The organism is Streptomyces sp. (genome assembly GCF_050698815.1).
In the GTDB taxonomy this organism is placed as follows: Bacteria; Actinomycetota; Actinomycetes; order Streptomycetales; family Streptomycetaceae; genus Streptomyces.
In genome coordinates this window covers 1-19105 of sequence record NZ_JBOHCV010000657.1, presented here as the reverse complement: position 1 = coordinate 19105, position 19105 = coordinate 1, and the positions used below count along the sequence as shown (strand labels likewise).

General features: G+C 68.0%; 13 protein-coding genes and 5 pseudogenes. 9 read left to right on the top strand and 9 right to left on the bottom strand.

Annotated elements, in window-relative coordinates; genetic code table 11:
• Positions 1 to 1102: pseudogene (locus ACRDP3_RS23665) on the top strand (amino acid permease); the annotation flags it as partial.
• A gap of 256 nt (positions 1103 to 1358) precedes the next feature.
• Here the strand turns inward: ACRDP3_RS23665 and ACRDP3_RS23660 are convergent.
• A pseudogene (locus tag ACRDP3_RS23660) lies at positions 1359 to 1475 on the bottom strand (IS5/IS1182 family transposase); the annotation flags it as partial.
• Between the two features lie 9 nt (positions 1476 to 1484).
• Positions 1485 to 1919 (bottom strand): VOC family protein, encoded by a 435-nt coding sequence (locus ACRDP3_RS23655; protein ID WP_431519019.1) that lies wholly within the window; start codon positions 1917 to 1919, stop codon positions 1485 to 1487.
• A gap of 482 nt (positions 1920 to 2401) precedes the next feature.
• Here ACRDP3_RS23655 and ACRDP3_RS23650 point away from each other — a divergent pair, with 482 nt between their 5' ends.
• Together ACRDP3_RS23650 and ACRDP3_RS23645 are read left to right on the top strand one after the other, a co-directional pair.
• Positions 2402 to 2824 (top strand): hypothetical protein, encoded by a 423-nt coding sequence (locus ACRDP3_RS23650; protein ID WP_431519018.1) that lies wholly within the window; start codon positions 2402 to 2404, stop codon positions 2822 to 2824.
• Positions 2825 to 3193: 369 nt separating this feature from the next.
• A pseudogene (locus ACRDP3_RS23645) lies at positions 3194 to 3394 on the top strand (transposase); the annotation flags it as partial.
• Between the two features lie 289 nt (positions 3395 to 3683).
• Here ACRDP3_RS23645 and ACRDP3_RS23640 read toward each other — a convergent pair.
• On the bottom strand, positions 3684 to 4007 hold the full coding sequence (locus ACRDP3_RS23640; protein WP_431519020.1) for a cupin domain-containing protein: 324 nt from the start codon (positions 4005 to 4007) through the stop codon (positions 3684 to 3686).
• A gap of 70 nt (positions 4008 to 4077) precedes the next feature.
• Here ACRDP3_RS23640 and ACRDP3_RS23635 point away from each other — a divergent pair, with 70 nt between their 5' ends.
• Positions 4078 to 5046 carry a helix-turn-helix domain-containing protein gene (locus tag ACRDP3_RS23635; RefSeq protein WP_431519017.1) on the top strand — a complete coding sequence of 323 codons (969 nt, stop codon included), beginning with the start codon at positions 4078 to 4080 and terminating at the stop codon, positions 5044 to 5046.
• Between the two features lie 253 nt (positions 5047 to 5299).
• Here ACRDP3_RS23635 and ACRDP3_RS23630 read toward each other — a convergent pair.
• Together ACRDP3_RS23630 and ACRDP3_RS23625 are read right to left on the bottom strand one after the other, a co-directional pair.
• Positions 5300 to 5422 (bottom strand): annotated as a pseudogene (locus ACRDP3_RS23630) (IS982 family transposase); the annotation flags it as partial.
• Complete coding sequence (locus tag ACRDP3_RS23625; RefSeq protein ID WP_431519021.1) at positions 5374 to 6012, bottom strand: alpha/beta hydrolase; 639 nt, start codon at positions 6010 to 6012, stop codon at positions 5374 to 5376. The gene ACRDP3_RS23625 and the pseudogene ACRDP3_RS23630, both read right to left, overlap by 49 nt.
• Positions 6013 to 6165: 153 nt before the next feature.
• Here ACRDP3_RS23625 and ACRDP3_RS23620 point away from each other — a divergent pair.
• The 3 genes and pseudogenes from ACRDP3_RS23620 to ACRDP3_RS23610 all read left to right on the top strand — a co-directional run.
• Positions 6166 to 6572: pseudogene (locus tag ACRDP3_RS23620) on the top strand (IS982 family transposase); the annotation flags it as partial.
• Positions 6573 to 7195: 623 nt separating this feature from the next.
• Positions 7196 to 8899 (top strand): S8 family peptidase, encoded by a 1704-nt coding sequence (locus ACRDP3_RS23615; protein ID WP_431519016.1) that lies wholly within the window; start codon positions 7196 to 7198, stop codon positions 8897 to 8899.
• A 278-nt stretch (positions 8900 to 9177) separates the two neighbouring features.
• Positions 9178 to 12039, top strand: coding sequence for an AAA family ATPase (locus ACRDP3_RS23610; RefSeq protein ID WP_431519015.1), 2862 nt, complete (start codon positions 9178 to 9180; stop codon positions 12037 to 12039).
• 422 nt (positions 12040 to 12461) lie between these two features.
• On the opposite strand, the gene ACRDP3_RS23605 is transcribed toward ACRDP3_RS23610, so the two are convergent.
• Complete coding sequence (locus tag ACRDP3_RS23605; protein WP_431519014.1) at positions 12462 to 13547, bottom strand: hypothetical protein; 1086 nt, start codon at positions 13545 to 13547, stop codon at positions 12462 to 12464.
• 917 nt (positions 13548 to 14464) lie between these two features.
• Here ACRDP3_RS23605 and ACRDP3_RS23600 point away from each other — a divergent pair.
• Together ACRDP3_RS23600 and ACRDP3_RS23595 are read left to right on the top strand one after the other, a co-directional pair.
• Positions 14465 to 14587, top strand: coding sequence for a CGNR zinc finger domain-containing protein (locus tag ACRDP3_RS23600; RefSeq protein ID WP_431519013.1), 123 nt, complete (start codon positions 14465 to 14467; stop codon positions 14585 to 14587).
• Between the two features lie 467 nt (positions 14588 to 15054).
• The gene (locus tag ACRDP3_RS23595) at positions 15055 to 15465 is read left to right on the top strand and encodes a MerR family transcriptional regulator (protein WP_431519012.1); all 411 of its coding nucleotides are present in this window, start codon (positions 15055 to 15057) and stop codon (positions 15463 to 15465) included.
• Between the two features lie 397 nt (positions 15466 to 15862).
• On the opposite strand, the gene ACRDP3_RS23590 is transcribed toward ACRDP3_RS23595, so the two are convergent.
• From ACRDP3_RS23590 to ACRDP3_RS23580, 3 genes are all read right to left on the bottom strand, one after another.
• Entirely contained in the window at positions 15863 to 16930 is a 1068-nt protein-coding gene (locus tag ACRDP3_RS23590) for a hypothetical protein (protein ID WP_431519011.1), read from the bottom strand.
• Between the two features lie 161 nt (positions 16931 to 17091).
• Positions 17092 to 17925 (bottom strand): PIG-L family deacetylase, encoded by an 834-nt coding sequence (locus ACRDP3_RS23585; protein ID WP_431519010.1) that lies wholly within the window; start codon positions 17923 to 17925, stop codon positions 17092 to 17094.
• 208 nt (positions 17926 to 18133) lie between these two features.
• On the bottom strand, positions 18134 to 19105 hold a 972-nt coding region (locus ACRDP3_RS23580), incomplete at its 5' end, for an NAD(P)/FAD-dependent oxidoreductase (protein ID WP_431519009.1).

Below are 19105 nucleotides of genomic sequence, written 5' to 3'. Positions count from 1 at the left end.
GTCGTGGTGCTCGCCGTCGAGGCGACCGCGGGCGCCGACATCCTGCACGGCTGGATGCCGGCCGTTCCGCAGTGGGGCTGGGCGCTGCTCGTCATGGTGATACTCACCGCGACGAACCTGATCTCGGTCGGCTCGTTCGGGGAGTTCGAGTTCTGGTTCGCGGGGATCAAGGTGGTGGCGATCGCGGCGTTCATCGTGCTCGGCGGGCTCGCGATCAGCGGCATCCTGCCCGGAGCACACGAATCCACATCGAGCCTGTCCAACCTCACCGCACACGGCGGTTTCATGCCGAACGGCCCCGGCGCGGTCCTCACCGGCGTGCTGCTGGTCGTCTTCTCCTTCATGGGCAGCGAGATCGTCACCCTCGCAGCCGGCGAGTCCGCCAACCCCCGGGCCGCCGTCACCAAGGCCACCAACAGCGTGATCTGGCGCATCGCCGTCTTCTACCTCGGTTCGATCTTCGTCGTGGTCACGCTGGTGCCGTGGAACGCCAAGGCGATCACTGAGAAGGGTTCCTACGTGGCGGCGCTCGACGCGGTCAGCATCCCGCACGCAGGGCAGGTCATGAACGTCATCGTGCTGACGGCAGTGCTGTCCTGTCTCAACTCCGGCCTGTACACGGCCTCCCGGATGGCCTTCTCCCTCGGGCAGCGCGGCGACGCACCCCGTTCCTTCGCCCGCACCAGCCGCCGCGGTGTCCCCAAGGCGGCGATTCTGTCGTCCGTGGCTTTCGGTTTCGTCGCGGTCTTCTTCAACTACGAGTGGCCGGACACCGTCTTCGCGTTCCTGCTCAACTCCTCGGGCGCTGTGGCGCTGTTCGTCTGGCTGGTGATCTGCTTCGCACAGCTGAAGATGCGCGGCATCATCTTGCGCGAGTCGCCGGAGAAGCTCGTCGTGCGCATGTGGCTCTTCCCGTATGACGTGGGTGACCATCGGCGTGATCCTGTTCGTGCTGGTCTACATGCTCACCGACGAGACCGGACGCCAGCAGGTGCTGCTCTCACTGCTGGCCGCCGCGTTCGTCGTCGCCGTGGCACTGGTACGCCAGCGGCGAGCTCGGACTCAGCAGGCAGCGGCCTCACGGGAGCACGGTCGGCACTGACACCGACAAGCAACTGGTCTCGGTATGGGCCAGTTCTATCCGGGAGCCCGGCGCAGGCCCTTCCATCGGAGGCAGTGGTGGTCTCCCCGCCCCCGGCCCAAGTGCTGGCCGGGGGCGGTCGGTTCCGCCGACGCGGGTGAGGGTGCGTGTCTAGAGGAAGCTGACGTTCTGGGCGAGGGCGAGTCGGCTGGACTAGTTGATGGTGTTGGTGGCCGGGCGCATGTAAGCGGGCCAGGAGTCGGAGCCGGAACTTCGGGGGCGGCAGCTGCTGCTTCGTGCAGCCCGACGTGGCCACACACGATCGCGGCCAGAACCTCATGGTCGCCTTCCGGCGCCGGCCGCCACCTTGCGGAGGGGTCGGCGCCCCTGGCACCGAGGATGCTTAGTCGAGACAGAACTCGTTGCCCTCGATGTCCTGCATCACGAGGCACGACTCGTTGTCGTCATCGGCGGGCAGTAGTCGTACGCGTACCGCGCCGAGCGCGACCAGTCGTGTGCATTCGGCCTCAAGCGTGGCCAGGCGCTCTTCACCCACGAGTCCGGTGCCGACCCGCACGTCAAGATGCAGCCGATTCTTGACGACCTTGCCTTCGGGAACGCGCTGGAAGAACAGTCGCGGGCCCACATCTGAGGGATCAATGCATACGAACCATGAACCCTGATCCTCAGGAGGCAGGGAGCGGTTGAAATCGTCCCAAGTGGCGAACCCCTCCGGTGGCGGCGGTACGACGTACCCCAATACCTCGCACCAAAAACGAGCGACGCGCTCAGGTTCTGCGCAGTCGAAGACGATTTGGAACTGCTTGGTCGATGACATCGGCGCACCGTAGCAGGGGGACTCTGTTGCTCATTTCCCGGTGTGGATCCGCATGTCGTTGGGAGGACGGTCCCTGCTAGCCGCTGCTGTGTCGTGCGGTCGCAGGGGGTGAACCGATGTCTATGCCTCCAAGTGGTTGCTCGTTCCGGACCAGACCGCGGCCCTCGGGACAGCCCTTAGTCAGGCTGCTGTAGGTGTGGCGAAGTGGGGATAGGCCCCCGGAGGAATCCACCGGCTAGCAGGCGGGCCACATCCGTGCCGTGTCTGGAGTATCGGGAGCGCTGATCCCTCCCAACCTCCAGTCACGAATCGAGGCCACGATGTCGCGCTCTGCGCAACAAAACCCTTTCACCAGCCGCGCTCGCGCCTCGGGCGGTCCGTGTGCGGTACCCGATGTCCAGGTCCCTCCAGCACCGGTACGTGTCGCATTCGCGCTGTGGGTGACGGCTGTTGCAGCTGGCGTTTTCGAAACCGTCCTGGCGGTGGACAGGTTGGTGGCCGACGGCTCGGAATCCACGACTGAGATCGCTGTAAGTCTCGCGATACGGCTGCCCGTCTTCACTGCAGCGCTCCTGGTTGCGCTCCGGATGCGCCGCGGCCACGGCTGGGCCCGGATCGCTCTGGCGCTCGGCCTTGGTGTGGTGGGTACGGCGTCGATGGTGGTTGAGCCGATCCACGTCTTGGCCCAGGGCCGCACCATCGGCGTGGAGCTGGTGGAGGCCGGAGCGATGGACCTCGCCTTCGGGACCAGCCGGGTGCTGCACGTGGCTGCCGTACTCTCCGCCGTCGTTCTGATGTTCCTCCCTGCGGCCAACAGCTACTTCCGGCTCAGCCGTTCCGACCGTGCAGGCAGCAACAGGCAGACGCTCTCGCACCGCACGCGCGTCCGCCGGCCCCACGTATGAGGCATGCCGTGGCCTGCGCCCGTTGAGGCAAGGGCTCTGGCGCGGTCACAAGTCATGGACATCGATCTGCTGGAAATCCCGACCGGGAAGCGTCCAGACTGGCCAACTGGCTGGCGAAACGCCCCGGCATCGAGGTCGTCTGCCGGGACCGAGCACCGTTCTTCGCGGAAGGCGCCACAGCCGGAGCACCCTAGGCCATCCAGGTCGCTGACCGGTGGCATCTGTGGCACAACCTCGGCGAGGCCGCCGAACGGGCTGTTGCCCGCCACCGTCAGTGCCTGCGAGTCCTGGGGCCCGAACCAGCCAAGGAGACAGCTGAGACCACTCCGCCCGAGGAACCGCCGACCTCCCCATGGAAGAGCCGAGCGGCTGCCGGACTGGCTCAACGCTGTCGGGCAGGACGACCTGCCCAGCCTCCACGCCCTCGCCGCAGGCATCGATCGCGACCGCGACGCCGTCATCGCCGGCCTCACCCTGCCCTGGAGTTCCGGCGTTGTCGAAGGACACGTCAACCGCATCAAGATGCTCAAACGGCAAATGTTCGGCCGAGCCGGATTCCAACTACTGTGAAAACGAGTCCTGTTGTCGTGACGAACAGTGACGGCATCACGGAAGTTGAGCCAGAACCCCCAAACCCTGAACAGAGCCAGCCCTGCAGGTCAAGAGCGTAAGCATCAGGCGAATTGACAGTCTGTCAGGCACCAACATGACCCCGAGGGATGCCTCGCCGCGCAGATCTACCTGCGCCTGCTCATCACTGGCGACCTGGTCGACGACGCGGCCGCCGAGCAGGCGGCGCAAGTCACGCTCGTGGCCGCACGCGCCGGCGCCCTGAGGCCGGCGCGTCATGGCGAACCGGCTACGGGGTGAGGATGCTGATGCCCAGCATGCGCGCGCCGATCTCCGTACGCGGGCGATGCGTACTGCCCGGCGCGAACACGACGTAGCTGCCCGGCCCGAGCCGCTGCCCCCGGTCGATGAACTCGCCCGAGATCACGTAATAGCGTTCCTCGCCTTCGTGCACATCCACCTCGGGCCATTCGGTTCCCGGCGCGAAGTCGTACATCCAACCGCAGGCCCGCTCGGTGGCCGGCAGCCGCCGCCGGATGATCCCGGGGACGACCTCAACGGGTTCGACCTCGTCAACGTGCAGGATCTGGACATCACTCGAATCTTGCGTCATGACCCCATCGTGGCGGCGGACGTCCTCTCCGGCCAGTGTCTGGATTGACGCCTGCAGGTACTTTTCTGCCATGAGTGTTCATCGGGTTGTCGCGCTGGTCCTGCCGCCACAGTCCACGTTCGAGCTGGCGTGCGCGGCCGAGGTCTTCGGCGTGCGCCGCCCTGGCCTGCCGAGACGTTACGAGTTCGCGGTGTGCACCGAGCATCCGGGAGCCGTGCCGACCCTGGCGGGATACGACATGCTGGTGAGCGAGGATCTAGCGGCACTCAACGCGGCGGAGACGGTGGTAATCCCCGGCTGGCAACGCCGCGAGGAGGCCGCCTCGCCCGCCGTGATCGATGCGGTCCAGCGAGCCCACCGGCGCGGCGCCCGGATTGTCGCGATCTGCTCCGGCACCTTTCTACTGGCCGAGGCCGGGCTGCTGGATCACCGCAGGGCAACCACCCACTGGCGGCTCGCCGGCGAGCTCGAGGGCCGCTTCCCCGACGTGCGGGTCGAGCCCGACACGTTGTACATCGACCTGAACGACATCGCCACCAGCGCAGGCACCGCCGCCGGCATCGACCTGTGCCTGCACCTGACCCGCGCCGACCACGGCGCTGCCTACGCCGCGCACATCGCCCGGCACATGGTCATGCCCCCGCACCGCGAGGGCGGGCAACTGCAGTACAGCACCGCGGCCCCCGCCGACCGCCAACCACAATCTCTGGCCCCGATCCTCGACTGGGCCACCGGACGGCTGCACGAACCCCTCACCGTCGACGACCTCGCCGCACAGGCCAAGATCGCGCCGCGCACACTCGCTCGCAGATTCGCTCGCCAACTCGGCGTCAGCCCTGGCCGATGGCTGCTCCAGCAACGCGTCATGGCGGCCCAGGCCCTTCTGGAGGAAACGGATCTCCCTGTGGAGACGATCGCGGTCCGAGCCGGCCTGTCCTCGGCCGCGAACCTCCGCAGACGCTTCCACGCCATGGTGCGCACCACACCGGCCGCCTACCGGCGCTCCTTCGGCTGCCACGAACATGGCACAGACTCGTAGCCAGGTGTCCGAGAGGGCGATTAGTGAGCTTTTGAGTGGCTCTGTCATCGTCTGATGGTGTGAGTGCGGGCGGAACCTGCTGGTCCGTATCTGCTCGGCAAGCGGCCATAGTTCATGCACGACGAGGTCGGCACTGCTGAGAGTTCGGGACCAGACGGTGGGGGCGGGCCGTCAGCCGTACCGGTGTTGGCGTGGAGGTAGTGCGCGAGGACCGCCAAGCGGTTCCACGTGTTGCCTGCGTCCAGTCGCGGGCTATCCATTCGGCGTCACTGAGCGTGGGCGCGACCCCGACTGCGGGCCGCACCGGGGCCAGCCACGGCGAAGCCTTCAACTCACCGTCGATCCGGGCATAGACTGCTGTTGCGAGGGTGTCCAGGTTCCGAGCTGGTGGCCGGCCCCCGCGAGCCGGAGGGCGGAGAAGTCCGCGCGGGTGGCCAGCGCGGCGCGAAGAAGCTCGGTCACACTGTCGGGAATGACCGCGTCCTGCTCCGGTAGGACGAGGAGCGCGCGACCGTCGAATCTCGCGTAGGTGTCCAGGGCCTGGCTGCCACGCCAGCTCTCCGAGCGCCGGATCAACTCGGTGAATCCGGCGCCGAAGGGAACGTCCCAGGCATCCTTCCATAGATCCCCGGCGCACAGAGAACGATGGCCGCCACACGCCTGCCATACAGGTCCACCAGATCGGCGACAGTCTGGCCGCTCATGCTGAACCTGACCAAGACCAGACGGCGTTCGTCGTCGAAGACCTCGTCGATGATGGCCGCGGCCTGGTCGCGCCGCCGCCTGAGGCTGAGGTGCAGCAGCTTTCCGGTGCTCCCCGCGACCCGAGAAGTCCAGCGCGACGGCAGGATGCCCGTGCGCGGCAAAGTCTTCGGCGAATGACAGATGCCGCTCCTTGTGACCGGTGCCGGCGCCATGCATGATGACAACGCCGCAGGCCTCGACGCTCTCGTTCTGCGGCGTCACGGTGTAGAGGCTGAGTTGTTCACCATCAGCGGCGTGAACGGTCTTATGTATGACGGCGCCCATTGCTCTCTCTACGTACTGGTGCGGCAGAAGTCCCATCGACCTGGCCAGCAACAATGACACACGGCGCACGACCTGGCGTCGTGGAAACAACGGGACTTCCGCCGTCCGTTTCTCTACGTGCCCCAGCAGTCCGTCTACAACAAGAGGCTACGTGCGGCGCCCTCCCTGTTCACCCACATGATCCGGATCCTGGCTGCGGATACCTCGCTGTGGAGTGACGACGTGTGGGTGGTCGACTCCACCCCGGTCGGCTGCGGATGCTCCCGGGAGACGGCCAAGCGCTCCGATCTGGCCGGCTGGGCCCAGTACGGCTACTGCGCGTCGCACTCGCGGTACTTCTGGGGGCTGTTTGCCCGCACTTGGTATGCGCGCTCGGTGGCCTGCCGTTCCTCTTCGCGCTGACCGGCGCGAAGGCCGATGAACGTGAGACGCTGCGGGACCTGCTCGACACAGCAGCCGACGTCGTCGCTTCCCATCCCCGCCAGACGCGCATCGGCGGCGGACTGCTGACGGAGGGCCTCGACCTCGCCGTCCGCAGCGACGCCCCCTTCCTGGAGCGGGTCGGACGCGGCACCGCCCTGTTCCGCTGACTGGCTGACGGGCCGTTGGGAGGGACTCGCGGAACGCTGTATGAGCCTCGTGGCCGAGGACGGTGTTCCGGGGAAGGCCCGGGTGGTGCTGGCGCTGCTGGCCTGGTGTGGGGGGTGCGAGGATCGCGTCGGTACGCGCTCCGCCATGCGCACCGAGGCGATGAACGGAGCCGCAGCGCGAGCACGTTCGACCGAACGGCAGGACCGTACTCGCCGACGCGATGCGCGCCTATCCGGGTCCGCCGATGTACGGATACGCGAGAAGCCCCGGGACACGCCGACCACCGCCTCCGTCAGGGCGCCCCACCGTTGGTCGGGCCTGCGGCAGCCGACCGGCTCCCCCCGGCGCACCGCCCCTCGACAGCAAGGGTTTTCCCTGTTCCCGGAGCGGCGCACGTTCCTTAGGCTCAACGACGGCCCAACAGCCGTGCACCGTACGGCGTTTCCACTCCTCCGTTTCGGTCACAGCCGCGGCCGTTCACCCCCAACGGCTTTTTCCTCCACCACCGGACCGAAGTCGAGGAGTCCCCATGTCCGACCGAACGCTTTCGTCACGAAGACGACTCGCCGGCATGTGTGTCGCTGTCGCCACAGCGGCCTTCACCGCACTCGCAGGTACCTCTGCGATCGCAGCACCCCCACGTCCCGACGAGGCGCGGATCCTCTCGGCGGACAGCGCCGCACGGATCGACGGCAGCTACATCGTCGTCCTCAAGGGCACGGCCTCCCCCAAGGAGCGCGCGAAGGAACTGACCGGCAGGCACGGCGGCTCGGTGAAGCGCACGTACTCCGAGACCGTGCGCGGCTTCTCGGTCAAGGCCGATGAGCGGACGGCCCGCAAGCTGGCGGCCGACCCCGCCGTGGCCTACGTCGAGGCCGACCAGCGGGTCAGCGCCACCGGCACCCAGCCCAACCCGCCCTCCTGGGGCCTGGACCGCATCGACCAGGCCTCGCTGCCGCTGAACTCCAGCTACACCTACCCGAACACCGCGTCCAACGTGACCGCGTACATCATCGACACCGGTATACGCACCACGCACACCGACTTCGGCGGCCGGGCGACGTGGGGCACGAACACGACCGGGGACGGCAACAACACCGACTGCCACGGCCACGGCACCCACGTCGCCGGCACCACCGCGGGCAGCGCGTACGGCGTCGCCAAGAGCGCGCGCCTGGTCGCGGTGAAGGTGCTCGACTGCCAGGGAAGCGGCGCCACTTCGGGCGTCATCGCGGGCGTCGACTGGGTCACCGCCAACGCCGCCAAGCCGGCCGTCGCCAACATGAGCCTGGGCGGCGGCGCCTCCACCGCCCTCGACAACGCGGTGGCCTCGTCCATCGCCTCCGGGCTCACGTACGCGCTCGCCGCGGGCAACGACAACGCCAACGCGTGCAACAGCTCGCCCGCACGCACCCCGAGCGCCATCACGGTCGGCGCGACGACCAGCAGCGACGCCCGCTCCAGCTTCTCCAACTGGGGCACCTGCCTGGACATCTTCGCGCCGGGCAGCTCCATCACCTCCGCGTGGAACACGAGCGACACCGCCACCAACACCATCAACGGCACCTCGATGGCCTCGCCGCACGTCGCGGGCGCTGCCGCCATCGTCCTCTCGGCCCACCCGACGTGGACTCCGCAGCAGGTGCGGGACGCGCTGGTGAACGCCGCGACCAGCGGCGTCGTCTCCTCCCCGGGCACCGGCTCCCCGAACAAGCTGCTGCGCGCCACGGACGGCGGTGGCGGCGGTGGCACCTGCACCGCCGGCCAGAAGCTCGCCAACCCCGGCTTCGAGTCGGGCGCTTCGGGCTGGACCAGCACGTCCGGCGTGATCGGGCAGCACGGCTCCGCCGGCCAGCCCACCCACTCCGGCAGCTGGAACGCCTGGCTGAACGGTTACGGGATCACGACCACCGACTACGCCCTGCAGGCCGTGTCGGTGCCGTCCGGCTGCTCCTCCTACACTCTCGGCTACTGGCTGCACGTGGACACCGCCGAGACGACCTCGTCGACCGCCTACGACACCCTCAAAGTACAGGTCCTCTCCTCGAGCGGCGCCGTGCTCGGCACGCTGAAGACGCACTCCAACCTCAACGCGGCGAGCGGCTACACCAAGCACTCCGTGAGCCTCGCCTCGTACGCGGGCCAGAGCGTCCAGATCCGGTTCTACGGCCAGGAGGACTCGTCCCTGCAGACGTCCTTCGTCGTCGACGACACGGCGCTCGACGTTGCATGACCCGTTCTTGAACAACCTTGAACGGACTGAACGACCCTGATCGGTGCGGCGCCGGTGCACCCCGTGTGCGCCGGCGCCGTTCCGGCGTGTCCGGGCGGAGCGGAAGCGGAACCGGCCACGGCGGTAGAAGGGGAAGCAGAAGCCCTCGGGGCGAGCTGGGAGCGGAAAGAGGCCGCGATCCGCCGGTGATGGCATCGCCCCGTACGGCAAAGCGCCATTGAGGCTCCTCCCGCAGAGCGCTAGTGTCGCTCCGGATTGCGCGTTCCCGTGGAGGGGCAGTGATCGGCGTCGACAGCACAGGACCAGTCACCGCCCCGCCCGCTTCGCGCCTGGTGGGCCGGGCGGACCTGCTCGCGACGGCCGAGTCGTACCTGTCGCGCGACGGCAGCGTGGTACTGACCGGGCCGAGCGGCATCGGCAAGACCGCCGTCCTCAACGCCCTGGGCGCGGCCGCCGCCGCCCGTGGCGATCTCGTTCTCCGGACCGCTGGTGCCGAGGCCGAGCGGTGGCTTCCGTACTCGGCGCTCGCCGACCTGCTCGGCCGGATCCCCGACGCCTACCTGGCCGAACTCCCCGGACCACAACGCGACGCCGTCCAAGGCGTCCTGGTGCGCGACCGTCAGGACCGCCAGGACGGGAGCGGCGATCCGGCGCTCGCCATCCGCCTGGCCTGCCAGACCCTCCTCGGGCGCTGCGCCGGTACGCGTCCGGCACTCCTCCTCATCGACGACGCGCAATGGCTGGACACTCCCTCAGCCGACGCCCTTTCCGCTGCGGCGCGCCGGCTGACCGGCAGCGGTGTCCGGGTGGTCGCCGCAGGGCGATGGCCGGACAGCATCGCGACCGAGGACGACGCCCGGCAACCGCTCTGGCCGGTACCGGCCGCTGCCCCCGAGATCACGGTGCCGCCTCTGGGCTCCGAGGATCTGGCCGAACTGCTCGACGAACACGGCGTGCCAGCTCGGTTGGCGAACAAACTGCACGCCGACTCCGGCGGCAACCCGCTGCTCGCCCTCGCCCTGGGCGGGACCGTCGGCGTCAGGCTGCCCCGGTACGGCTGGCCCGCGCCACTGCCCGACGCGGTCCGCACGCTGATCGGCCGGCGTCTCGCGACGCTGACGGCCGAGGTCCGCGAAACCCTCCTGATCGCGGCACTCGCCGGCGCACCCACCGTCGAACTGCTGCTGCGCGCCGGGCAGGAGGAGGCCGGGCGCGACATACGCGCCGCGGCCGGCGCCGGACTGCTGGTCACGGAGGGCAGCACCATCCGCTTCACTCCGCCGGCCGTCGCCGCGCTGATCGCCGAGTCGGCGTCCGCCCTCCGCCGCGCCGAGGTGCACGCGAAGCTCGCCGCGGTCGTCACCGACGGCGCCGCGCGGCTCAGGCACCGAGCGCTGACCTCCGCCGCCCCGGACGCCGAACTGGCCGGAGCCCTGACCACGGCGGCCGAGGCCGCGCACCGCCAGGGTTCACGGGCTATGGGCGCCGAGCTTTATCTGCTGGCCGCCGAACGCACTCCGGCGGAACTCGACGGGCAGCGCCTGGACCGCCTCGTCGCCGCCGCGGAGGTCGGGGCGACCGCAGGACTTCCCGACATCGTCCACCGGGCGGCCGACGCGGTTCTCTCGGCAGACGCCGGACACCGGCCGCGGGTGCGCGTCCGGATGGCGGTGATCGATCTGGCGAGCCAGGGACTCAAGGAAATGGACGAGGTCTTCGCAGCCGCGCTCAACGAGGCCGAGGCCGACGGGGATCCGGCGCTGCTGGCACGGCTCCGGCTGCGTCTGTCCTGGGCCGCGCTGGTCGACGGCCGGCCCGCCCGTGGTGAGGCAGAGGCCGACGCCGCCGCCGAACTCGCCCGCACCGCAGGGGACACGGCGACGGAGGCGATGGCGCTCACTGTGAAGGCGACCGCCGCACGCGTCATGGGCCGCGCGGACTACCGAGCACCGCTCGACCGGGCGCTGACACTGCCCCAGCCGGCTGTCGACGGCTGGCTGCACATGGCCCCCCGCTTCACAGCAGCGCGCTTCGCGATCTTCGACGACCGGCTCCACGAGGCACGGGCGGATCTGCTGCGCATGCTCGCCCTGGTCGGCCGCGGCTCCGGAGAGGAGATCGTCCAGGTCCTGCGCAGCCTCTCGGAGGTCTCCGCCCGGATGGGGCGCTGCCGGGACGCGCTCGACTTCGCCGACCGGGCGATCCGGATCTCCGAAGTCGCCGGGATCAGCCCGGGGCCGGCGTGGTACGACGCGGCGGTTGCCGAACTCGCGGGCGGCAGTGTCGGCAGGGCGGCCGCCTACGCACGCCGCGGCATCCGCGCCTCGGAGCAGGAAGGCGACGCCATCTTTCTGGGACGCCACCTCCACACGCTCGGACAGGCCAGGCTGCGCGGCGGGGATGTACGGGGCGGCGTGGAGGCCCTGCTCCGCGTCCGCGAACTCGAACGCTCCCAGGGCGTCTCCACGCCACTCGTCCTGCGCTGGCACGCCGATCTCGCCTCCGGCCTCGGCGCTCTGGGCGAGCCCGACCGCGCGGAAGAGGTGATCCGCGAGGCAAGGATCGCGATTGGCGACAGGGCCCACGGAGGGGCCGTCACCGCCCAACTCGACCGCGCGGAGGCCGTTGTGCTGACCTCACGCGGCGAGACCGGCGCTGCTCTCGACCGGCTGCGCGGGGCAGCCGAACGCTTCGAGGAACTCGGGCAGCCGGTCGAACTCGGCCACTGTCTGCTGGTCCGGGGCGGTATCGAACGCCGCCGCCGCCGGCGGGCAGCAGCGCGCTCGGCCGTCGGCGAGGCGCTGGTCGTCTTCACCAGGGCCGGGGCACGCCCCTGGGCCGAGCAGGCCGACCAGGCCCTGGCGCTGGCCGACGGCGCAGGCTGCGCGCGGGAGTGCGGCACGGGCGGCGAGGAGTGCGAACACGCAGGCCTGTCACCGCTCCTGACGGCCGTCGAGCAGCAGGTGGCCCTGCTGGTCAGCCAGGGGGCGAGCAACCAGGAGGTCGCGGCCCGGATGTTCCTCAGCATCAAGACGATCGAGGCCTCGCTCACCCGCATCTACCGCAAGCTCGGCATCCGCTCGCGTACGCATCTCAGCTCGATACTGCGGGCGGTAGAGCAGGACGTCACGGGGGGCTAGCTAGACGAGCACATGGGCAGTTGCCGCGACACTATGTCGCTGTGGAACCTCTTCTTCCTCAATATGAATTCCGACCCAGGGTGGAAGGGCAGGGCCGTACGTCTAATGGGCCACGCTCGCGTACTTGGCGTAAAGGAGGGTTGGGGTGAACAGTTTGTTTTGGCGACCCCGCTCTACGTTCAGTACTCCCCGATTACCCCTACGTCAAGCTAACCAAAGATTATTGAGCCAGCGAATACATTCCCCACCTTTCTATCTAGCCCCGGCGGTTAGTTCGTCGCCGTGCGCCACAACGTCGAAGCAACCGCAGCGCGTGATCTAGACGGTGATCCCGCCATCAACTAGAGATCCCAAATGCGGCGCTCACAATCTTACTTGCAAGATCAAGTGAGCCCTTTCGGCACCTGTCGGCCCTGCAGTTGTCAGTAGTGGATGCGTGCCGTGATCGCGCGGTGTTCGGAGTAGTTCAGCCCCTCCTTATCCCCGCGGGTATACTTTTCGTCCGCCTTGTCGGCAGCGTCGAACGTGACGGTTGCTTCTTCCCCGATCTTGGGCAAGGAAGATGCACCCGACGGCCCTGCCTGGGTGAAAAGGAAATCGATCCGGCGGGTTTTGCCCTTCTCATTCTTGAAGGTCCAATTGTCAGCAAGACAGCCAGTGAGCACGCCACGCTCACTGCAGTCGTCATAGATCGCATCGCGGTAGTTGTAGAGGTAACCTCCCAAGTCACCATTGGCTCGCTCATACCAGTCTTGGTTGCCTTCGCCCCAATTGATATTGAAGTCACCACCGAAGATTCGCAGACTGCCTCCCGTGCGCTTGTTGATCTGGCGATCGACGGCATCGAGGTTTTTCTCGGCGCATGGCCAGCCGTGGCTCCTCTTGCTGGGCCAGTGGATGGAGGCGACATTTACCGAGCGGTCAGCCTTTTTGTCCCACAGCTTGGTCGCCACATTCACCGTGCGGTCCTGGCTGTTCTTCTTGCAAGTGCTTTCTCGAGAATTGTAGGCCAACGACTGCCAGGTCCACTTCGCACTCAGCTCCTTGAAACGACCAACACGGTAGATGATGGCATTCGTCTGCCGCTTCTTCTTGCCCCCGCACTTCTTTTTAATTTGTTTCCTGGGTTTCGGGATCGCAATCACGTTGGCGTAGACCCCATCCAGCTTCTTGGTCATGAGTTTGGTGAGGTGGTCCAGCTGTCGCTGGTGTCTGATCTGCTGCACCAGGAACAGGTCAGGGCTGTACTCTCGGTTCTTCATATAATAAATCAGATCCTTGTGATCCCCCCTGCACTTCTCCACCCAATGCGCTTTGGGCCGGTTCTCGACGTTGTTCACATAGACCTGTACGAAGTCGGGATTGTTGTTCACGTCCGCGTCGCGGACGACCTGATCAAACTCATCAGTGGTACGCACGCCTCCTGTTACGGTGCCGGTTGCCGGTATGGCAGCGCCGGCCACAATCACGCCCGCCGCCAACAGGGTTACCTTCACTTTCCGGCGCATCTATGTCTCCCAGGTCTTGCGAGGTCGGTAGCCACCGAGGCGATTCCCCTACGCCCCGTCTCCGCTCGTGATGCGGATCTTCCTGTCGAACTCCTGGTCCCCCGTCGTGAGCCAGGGGTCCTGGAGGAGGGGGCTGTTCAACGGTGGCCGCCTGGCCCGAGAGCGGCGGCCGGTATGGGCTGGCCGACCCTACAGACGGTGTGCCGTGCCCTTGTCCCTGCTCCGCTGTCGTGGCCGTCCAGGTGTCCGAGGAGGACGTTCTGCGGCCGGGCACATCTCCCCCTGCGATGCGCCGACGTCTGGGCGGCGGTGTGGCGAACGTCGCACCTAACGTCACGACGCCCCATAGCCAAACCATGACTGTGCCCCCGTCTTCCGCTAACCCGTTGTCATGCCGTCCCGCAGTCCGCGCCGAGCGCCACGCCTTCTTCGGCGAGGGGTAGTTGAACCCTCAACGTTGGCCTGTGATGCGGACCGTACCACTGCGGTAAAGGCTATGGAAGACCAAAGGCGTTACGCTCTTGGCGTGCACACACTGCCCCGAATCGAGATGGCCTCGCTGATCGAGCTGGTGAACGAGTACGCCGCGCCGACACGGCTGGCCGCCGATCTAAGAGGGACGCTGTCCTATCCAGCGCTTCCGGACCTTGACGACTTCCCGACAACCGAGTCGGAAATGATCGACGCCGCGGACCGGCTGCATCCGGTGTTCGCCTCCCCACACACCGCCCCGTCAACGCTCAACTCGCTGATCGCCGAGCTGGGGCTCCAGCCGCGGCTGGACGAAACCGGCTCGCTCGACTGGGCGGTGCGGGAATCGCCGAACCTGCTACTTGGCCGCCGGCACCGTCAGGCTGCTCGAGTGGGTCCGGGACAGGGGTCTGACCCGGCATGGCACATGCGACGCCTGCCGATGTGTGGACGTCTACGTCGACACCTCACGGCCCGGCACGCGCCGCTACTGCTCGGAAAGCTGCCTCAACCGTGAACGCGTAGCCGCCTGGCGAGCACGCAATCGCAGCACAGCCAGCCCTTCATGACCCACAGTTCCTCCGCACCTCCCTCGCCAGCCGACGGACCGGCCGCCCTGGGACGAGGTGCCCACCGCGACGGGCTTCCCCCTCCCCAAGGACTACCGCGACATCGCAGCGACGAATAACTCACAGAGGATGCGAAGCCCCAGCCGCGCCGCGCGCAGTCCGACAAGTGGGCGCTCAACCTCACTGCCGCCACGCAGTTCTACGAGCGCGAAGGACACCTCAACGTCCCCCGCAAACACGCAGAAACCGTCGACGGGGGTCGATCGCCGGCTCGAGCGCGGACAGTTGTTCCACGCGCTCCGGCTTCGGCGACGCCGCCTGGAGTGTTGGTTGCTCACCCAGGCGCCGAGGATGCGCTGGACGTGATGCCCCCCACCACAGACGACCAGCCACACCTAACCTCGATCTTGCGTTGGCCGAACCCGGTCCTTGACCTGGTGTGCACTCCAGGTTGCAAGGTGTTCGCCATGACGACGTCCGAGAGATACGTGAGCATCGGTGAGGCAGCGCGGCAGTCGGGGCTGACCGTGGACACGCTGCGCTACTACGACCGCGAGGGTCTGCTCGGAGAACTGCCCCGCGATACGGGTGGGCGGCGCCGCTTCGACGCCGACGCTCTCGGACTCTTACACGTACTGGTCGCGCTGCGCCGCACCGGGATGCCGATCGAGGCGGTGCGCGAGTTCAGCAGGCACGCACGCAGCGGAAACGACGCCACGAGGGCCGCTCGGCTGGCGCTGCTGCGCTCCCACGGCGAACGGGTACGGGCGGACCTGCGCCAGCTCCAGGCCGACCTCGAACTCATCGAGTGGAAGGTGGGTGCCTACACAGCGGCCGAGAAAGGGGAGGACCCTCCCCCGAGGAAGGACTTGCCATGAACAGGACGACGGCTACCGCGAATTCATGGTCCGGGCACAGACCGGGCCGGCATCCCATTTCATCGGCTTGGAGGAGATGACATGGTCCCTATCGAAGGCCCCATGATCGTGAATGCGATGCGCGAGGCGAATTCTGCCTTACCGAGCGCACCCGTAGCTGACGAAGCACCCGGCAGACTGCGCCTCTCACGGCAAGCGCTGGCGCGTTCGCTGCGCTCGGTGGCCGACTGGCTGGAGCCGCCGCGCTACGAAGAGCCCGCCTTGCGGCCTCTTCCGCGCTGAGTGTCTCGATCAACAGCTTCCCGCGGCAGCGCGTCGGGTTCTTGCGAACTCGCAGCGAGCCATCACATCCAGCACGTGGAGTCAGGCTTCCTGGCCGCGCCGTGCAGTCGACGGCCTACTTGCGGAGTTTGCTGCCTTTTGCAGGCGGCGGGAGTTGCGAGCTTGGCGGTTTGACGGTGCGGGTGGGGTTGGTGCATCCGGGGACGCTGCCTGCGGGGCTGCAGTTGTCCGGTCTGTTTCGGACGACCTTGCTGTCCGTGAGCGTGACCGAGTTGGAATTCTCGTTGAAGATGCCGCCGCCGGCGGTGATCGCTGTGTTGTGTGTGATCAGGCTGCGATCCAGTGTCGCCGTGCTGAAGGCGTTTCTGAGGCCTGCGCCGGTCACAGCGATGTTGTTGCTGAGGGTGGTCGACTTCAGGTGCAGGGTGCCGGCGAATTGGTTGATGCCGCCGCCTCGAGGGGCTGTGTTTCCCTCGACCGCGACGGAGTCCAGGTTCGCGGTGCTTCTGAGGTTCTCCAGGCCGCCACCGGCGTCGTTGAGCGCTGTGTTGTTGCGCAGCGCCCCGCCTTTCATGGTCAACGTGCCCGGTTGGTCCAGGATTTGGTTGCGTCCGTTGAGGATTCCGCCGCCGTTCAGGGTCGCGGTGTTGCGCTCGATGGTGCTGTGGTCGAGGTTGAGCTGTCCGCCGAGGTTGTGGATGCCCGCGCTCGTTTCAGCTCGGTTGTCCTTGATGGTCGTGCGGTTCAGGTTCAGCGTGCCGCTGTTCCAGATGCTGCCGCCGGCGAAATTCGGCAGGTTGCCGCCGCTGACCGTGAGCGAGTTGAGGGTGAGAGTGCGTGCGCCGCCGGCGGGCGGTACGTGGAAGATGCGGAAGTCCTGCGTCGCGTTTCTGGCGCGGCGGATGGTGGTTTCGCGGCCGGAGATCGTCACGTTCCCGGTGATCTCCGGGAGCCCGTCGTCCGGGTTGTTGGCTGTGGTCAGGGTGTAGGTGCAGTGGGGTGCGAGGGTGATGCGGCCGCCGCTGGTGTTGGCCTGGTTGATCGCCTTCACCAGGCCGTTGATGTCGTTGCACCGCACATGCGTCCCCTCGGTGGCGTTGGCCGGCGCGGCCGGCAGGACTACAAGGGACAGCCCCACACCGAACGCGGCAGTCACGGCACCGGACCGCAAGATGATCTTCATCGCTACGACTCCCTCAGCGCTGGAGAGTGAAACGGCACGTCACCGGCAACCGGCGGCCACGCTGGCCAGGCCGGAATGATCAAATGACGATTCATCCATAACCCGCAGACGCAGCGGCCTCACTTGGCCCACCGCCGAACGGCCCCGGTCGGACGGGCGGATCAGCGCAGTCCGGCGAAGAGATCGTTCTCGGGTACGGCCGCGCCGGTGGCGTCCTTGACTCGTACGAAGGTCTCCATGCCCATCAACTGGCCGAACCTCTCCTTGCCCATCTTGAGGAAGAAGATGTTCTCGCCCTGACTGGCGTGCGCGGCCAGCGCATCGAACTTCTGGCTGCTGAATGAGGTGGTGTCCACCCACGTGGTGATCTCATCGTCGGGGAGGCCGATCTCGGCCATCGCGGCGGCTTCGGCAGGATCCGGCTCCGGCATGCCCTCATGAAACTCGCGCATGGTTTCCTCGAACCGCTGCATCATCGAGCGGGGCACCGTCGTCCAGTACGTCTTCGGCGTCAGCGCGGTCATCTCCAGCGCCGCCATGGTGATGCGATGGGCCTGTATGTGGTCGGGGTGGCCGTAGAAGCCGTTCTCGTCGTAGGTGACGACAACATCGGGCCGGTAGTGCCGCATGAGTTCCGCAAGTCGGGCGGCGCCTTCCTCCACGGGGGTCTGCCAGAAGGATCCGGGGGCGTCGTTGCTCGGCCAGCCCGTCATGCCGGAGTCGGCATAGTCCAGCATCTCCAGATCGCTGACCTTCAGGACGTCACAGCTCGCCTTGAGCTCTTGACGGCGCATCAAGGCGACGGCCGCCGGATCGTGCTCGGGATCGCCCGGCTTGACACCCCCCGGTCCGTCACCGCAACCGCCGTCGGTACACGTCACGAGAACCGTGCGGATGCCCTCCGCCGCGTACCGCGCGAGGACCCCTCCCGTTCCGGTGGCCTCGTCGTCGGGGTGGGCGTGTACGGCCATGAGCGTCAAGGGCCGGTCAGTCATGAAACAGTCCTCCTGCAGAAATACATCCTGGTCCGAGTGAGCGGCGGGCGTACCGCGATCCTGGGGCCCGGATCCTGGTGGGGCGGACGACCTCGTGGTCTCCGTGCTCCCCGCCCGTGCGGCGCCGGCCCCTCGGTCGATGCAACCGAGACGACCGGACCGGTTGTTCCCGTTGCGGCCGCTTGGCTTTCCAGTTGAAGGCCGACCGCTAGAAGCGGTCGAGACGGCAGCCCGCCAGCACCGGCTCGACGGCGCCGTCGACCAGCTCCCGCGCGACCAGCCGGCCCACGGCCGGGGCGAGCGTGACCGCGGAGTGCAGCACCGCCACGTAGAGCCCGGGCACCTCAACGACCGGGCCGACGATCGGCTCGCCGTCGGCCGGCATGGGGCGTACGCCGACCCGAGTGCTGAGCAGCTCGACGTTCGCGGCGCCGCGGAAAGTGGACCGGACGGCGGCGAGAGTCCGTTCGGGCGAGTCCGCGGCGGCGAGCAGCCGGTCCGCGGCGACCTGCCGGAGATCGAAGTCTCGGTTGTTGACCACGGTGCGGACCAGACCGGCCGGAGCGCTGAACCGGAAGAGCGTCGCCGGCGACGGGTCGAGCGGGACGCGTATGCCGAGCGGCGCGCCCAGCGCGGCCGTGGCCACCCCGGCCGCGAGCACCACAGTCGCACCCGAGAGGGGCCCCGCGGCCGTCTCGACTCCGACGACCCGACCCGCGGCGTCCCGGCGAATCGCGGTGACCGGGGAGTCCAGACGGACCCGGGCGCCGTGGGCGCGGACACCCGCGACCAGCCGCTCGGTCACACCCACCGGATCGACGGCGCCGTCACCGGGTGCCCAGACCGCCCACTCCGGGGGCTGCCGCAGGGTGGGCTCGAGCGTCGCCACAGTGGCCGCGTTCACAATCTCCTGCCCGGGCCCCGCCTCCGGCGCGCCGTCCGCCGCGCCCCAGGACAGAGAGCCGGACCAGGTCACCGGGAGCCCCGGCAGCTCGGCCTCGATCCGGCGGTACTCCTCCGCCGCGGTCGCCCGCAGCGCGGCGGCCGGACCCGTGCGTACGCCGGACGCTCCGATCCAGGCGAACGAGTCCGCCGTCACGCCGGCGCCCGGCCGCCCGGCGTCGACGAGGGTCACGACGGCACCGGCCCGGGCGGCGTGATAGGCCACCGAGGCGCCGAC

What these genes read in the sequence shown, in the direction of transcription:
- ACRDP3_RS23655 (WP_431519019.1), bottom strand. Translation starts at nt 1,919, where the DNA reads ATGTCATCGACCAAGCAGTTCCAAATCGTCTTCGACTGCGCAGAACCT.
- ACRDP3_RS23640 (WP_431519020.1), bottom strand. Translation starts at nt 4,007, where the DNA reads ATGACGCAAGATTCGAGTGATGTCCAGATCCTGCACGTTGACGAGGTC.
- ACRDP3_RS23635 (WP_431519017.1), top strand. Translation starts at nt 4,078, where the DNA reads ATGAGTGTTCATCGGGTTGTCGCGCTGGTCCTGCCGCCACAGTCCACG.
- ACRDP3_RS23615 (WP_431519016.1), top strand. Translation starts at nt 7,196, where the DNA reads ATGTCCGACCGAACGCTTTCGTCACGAAGACGACTCGCCGGCATGTGT.
- ACRDP3_RS23605 (WP_431519014.1), bottom strand. Translation starts at nt 13,547, where the DNA reads ATGCGCCGGAAAGTGAAGGTAACCCTGTTGGCGGCGGGCGTGATTGTG.
- ACRDP3_RS23595 (WP_431519012.1), top strand. Translation starts at nt 15,055, where the DNA reads ATGACGACGTCCGAGAGATACGTGAGCATCGGTGAGGCAGCGCGGCAG.
- ACRDP3_RS23590 (WP_431519011.1), bottom strand. Translation starts at nt 16,930, where the DNA reads ATGAAGATCATCTTGCGGTCCGGTGCCGTGACTGCCGCGTTCGGTGTG.
- ACRDP3_RS23585 (WP_431519010.1), bottom strand. Translation starts at nt 17,925, where the DNA reads ATGACTGACCGGCCCTTGACGCTCATGGCCGTACACGCCCACCCCGAC.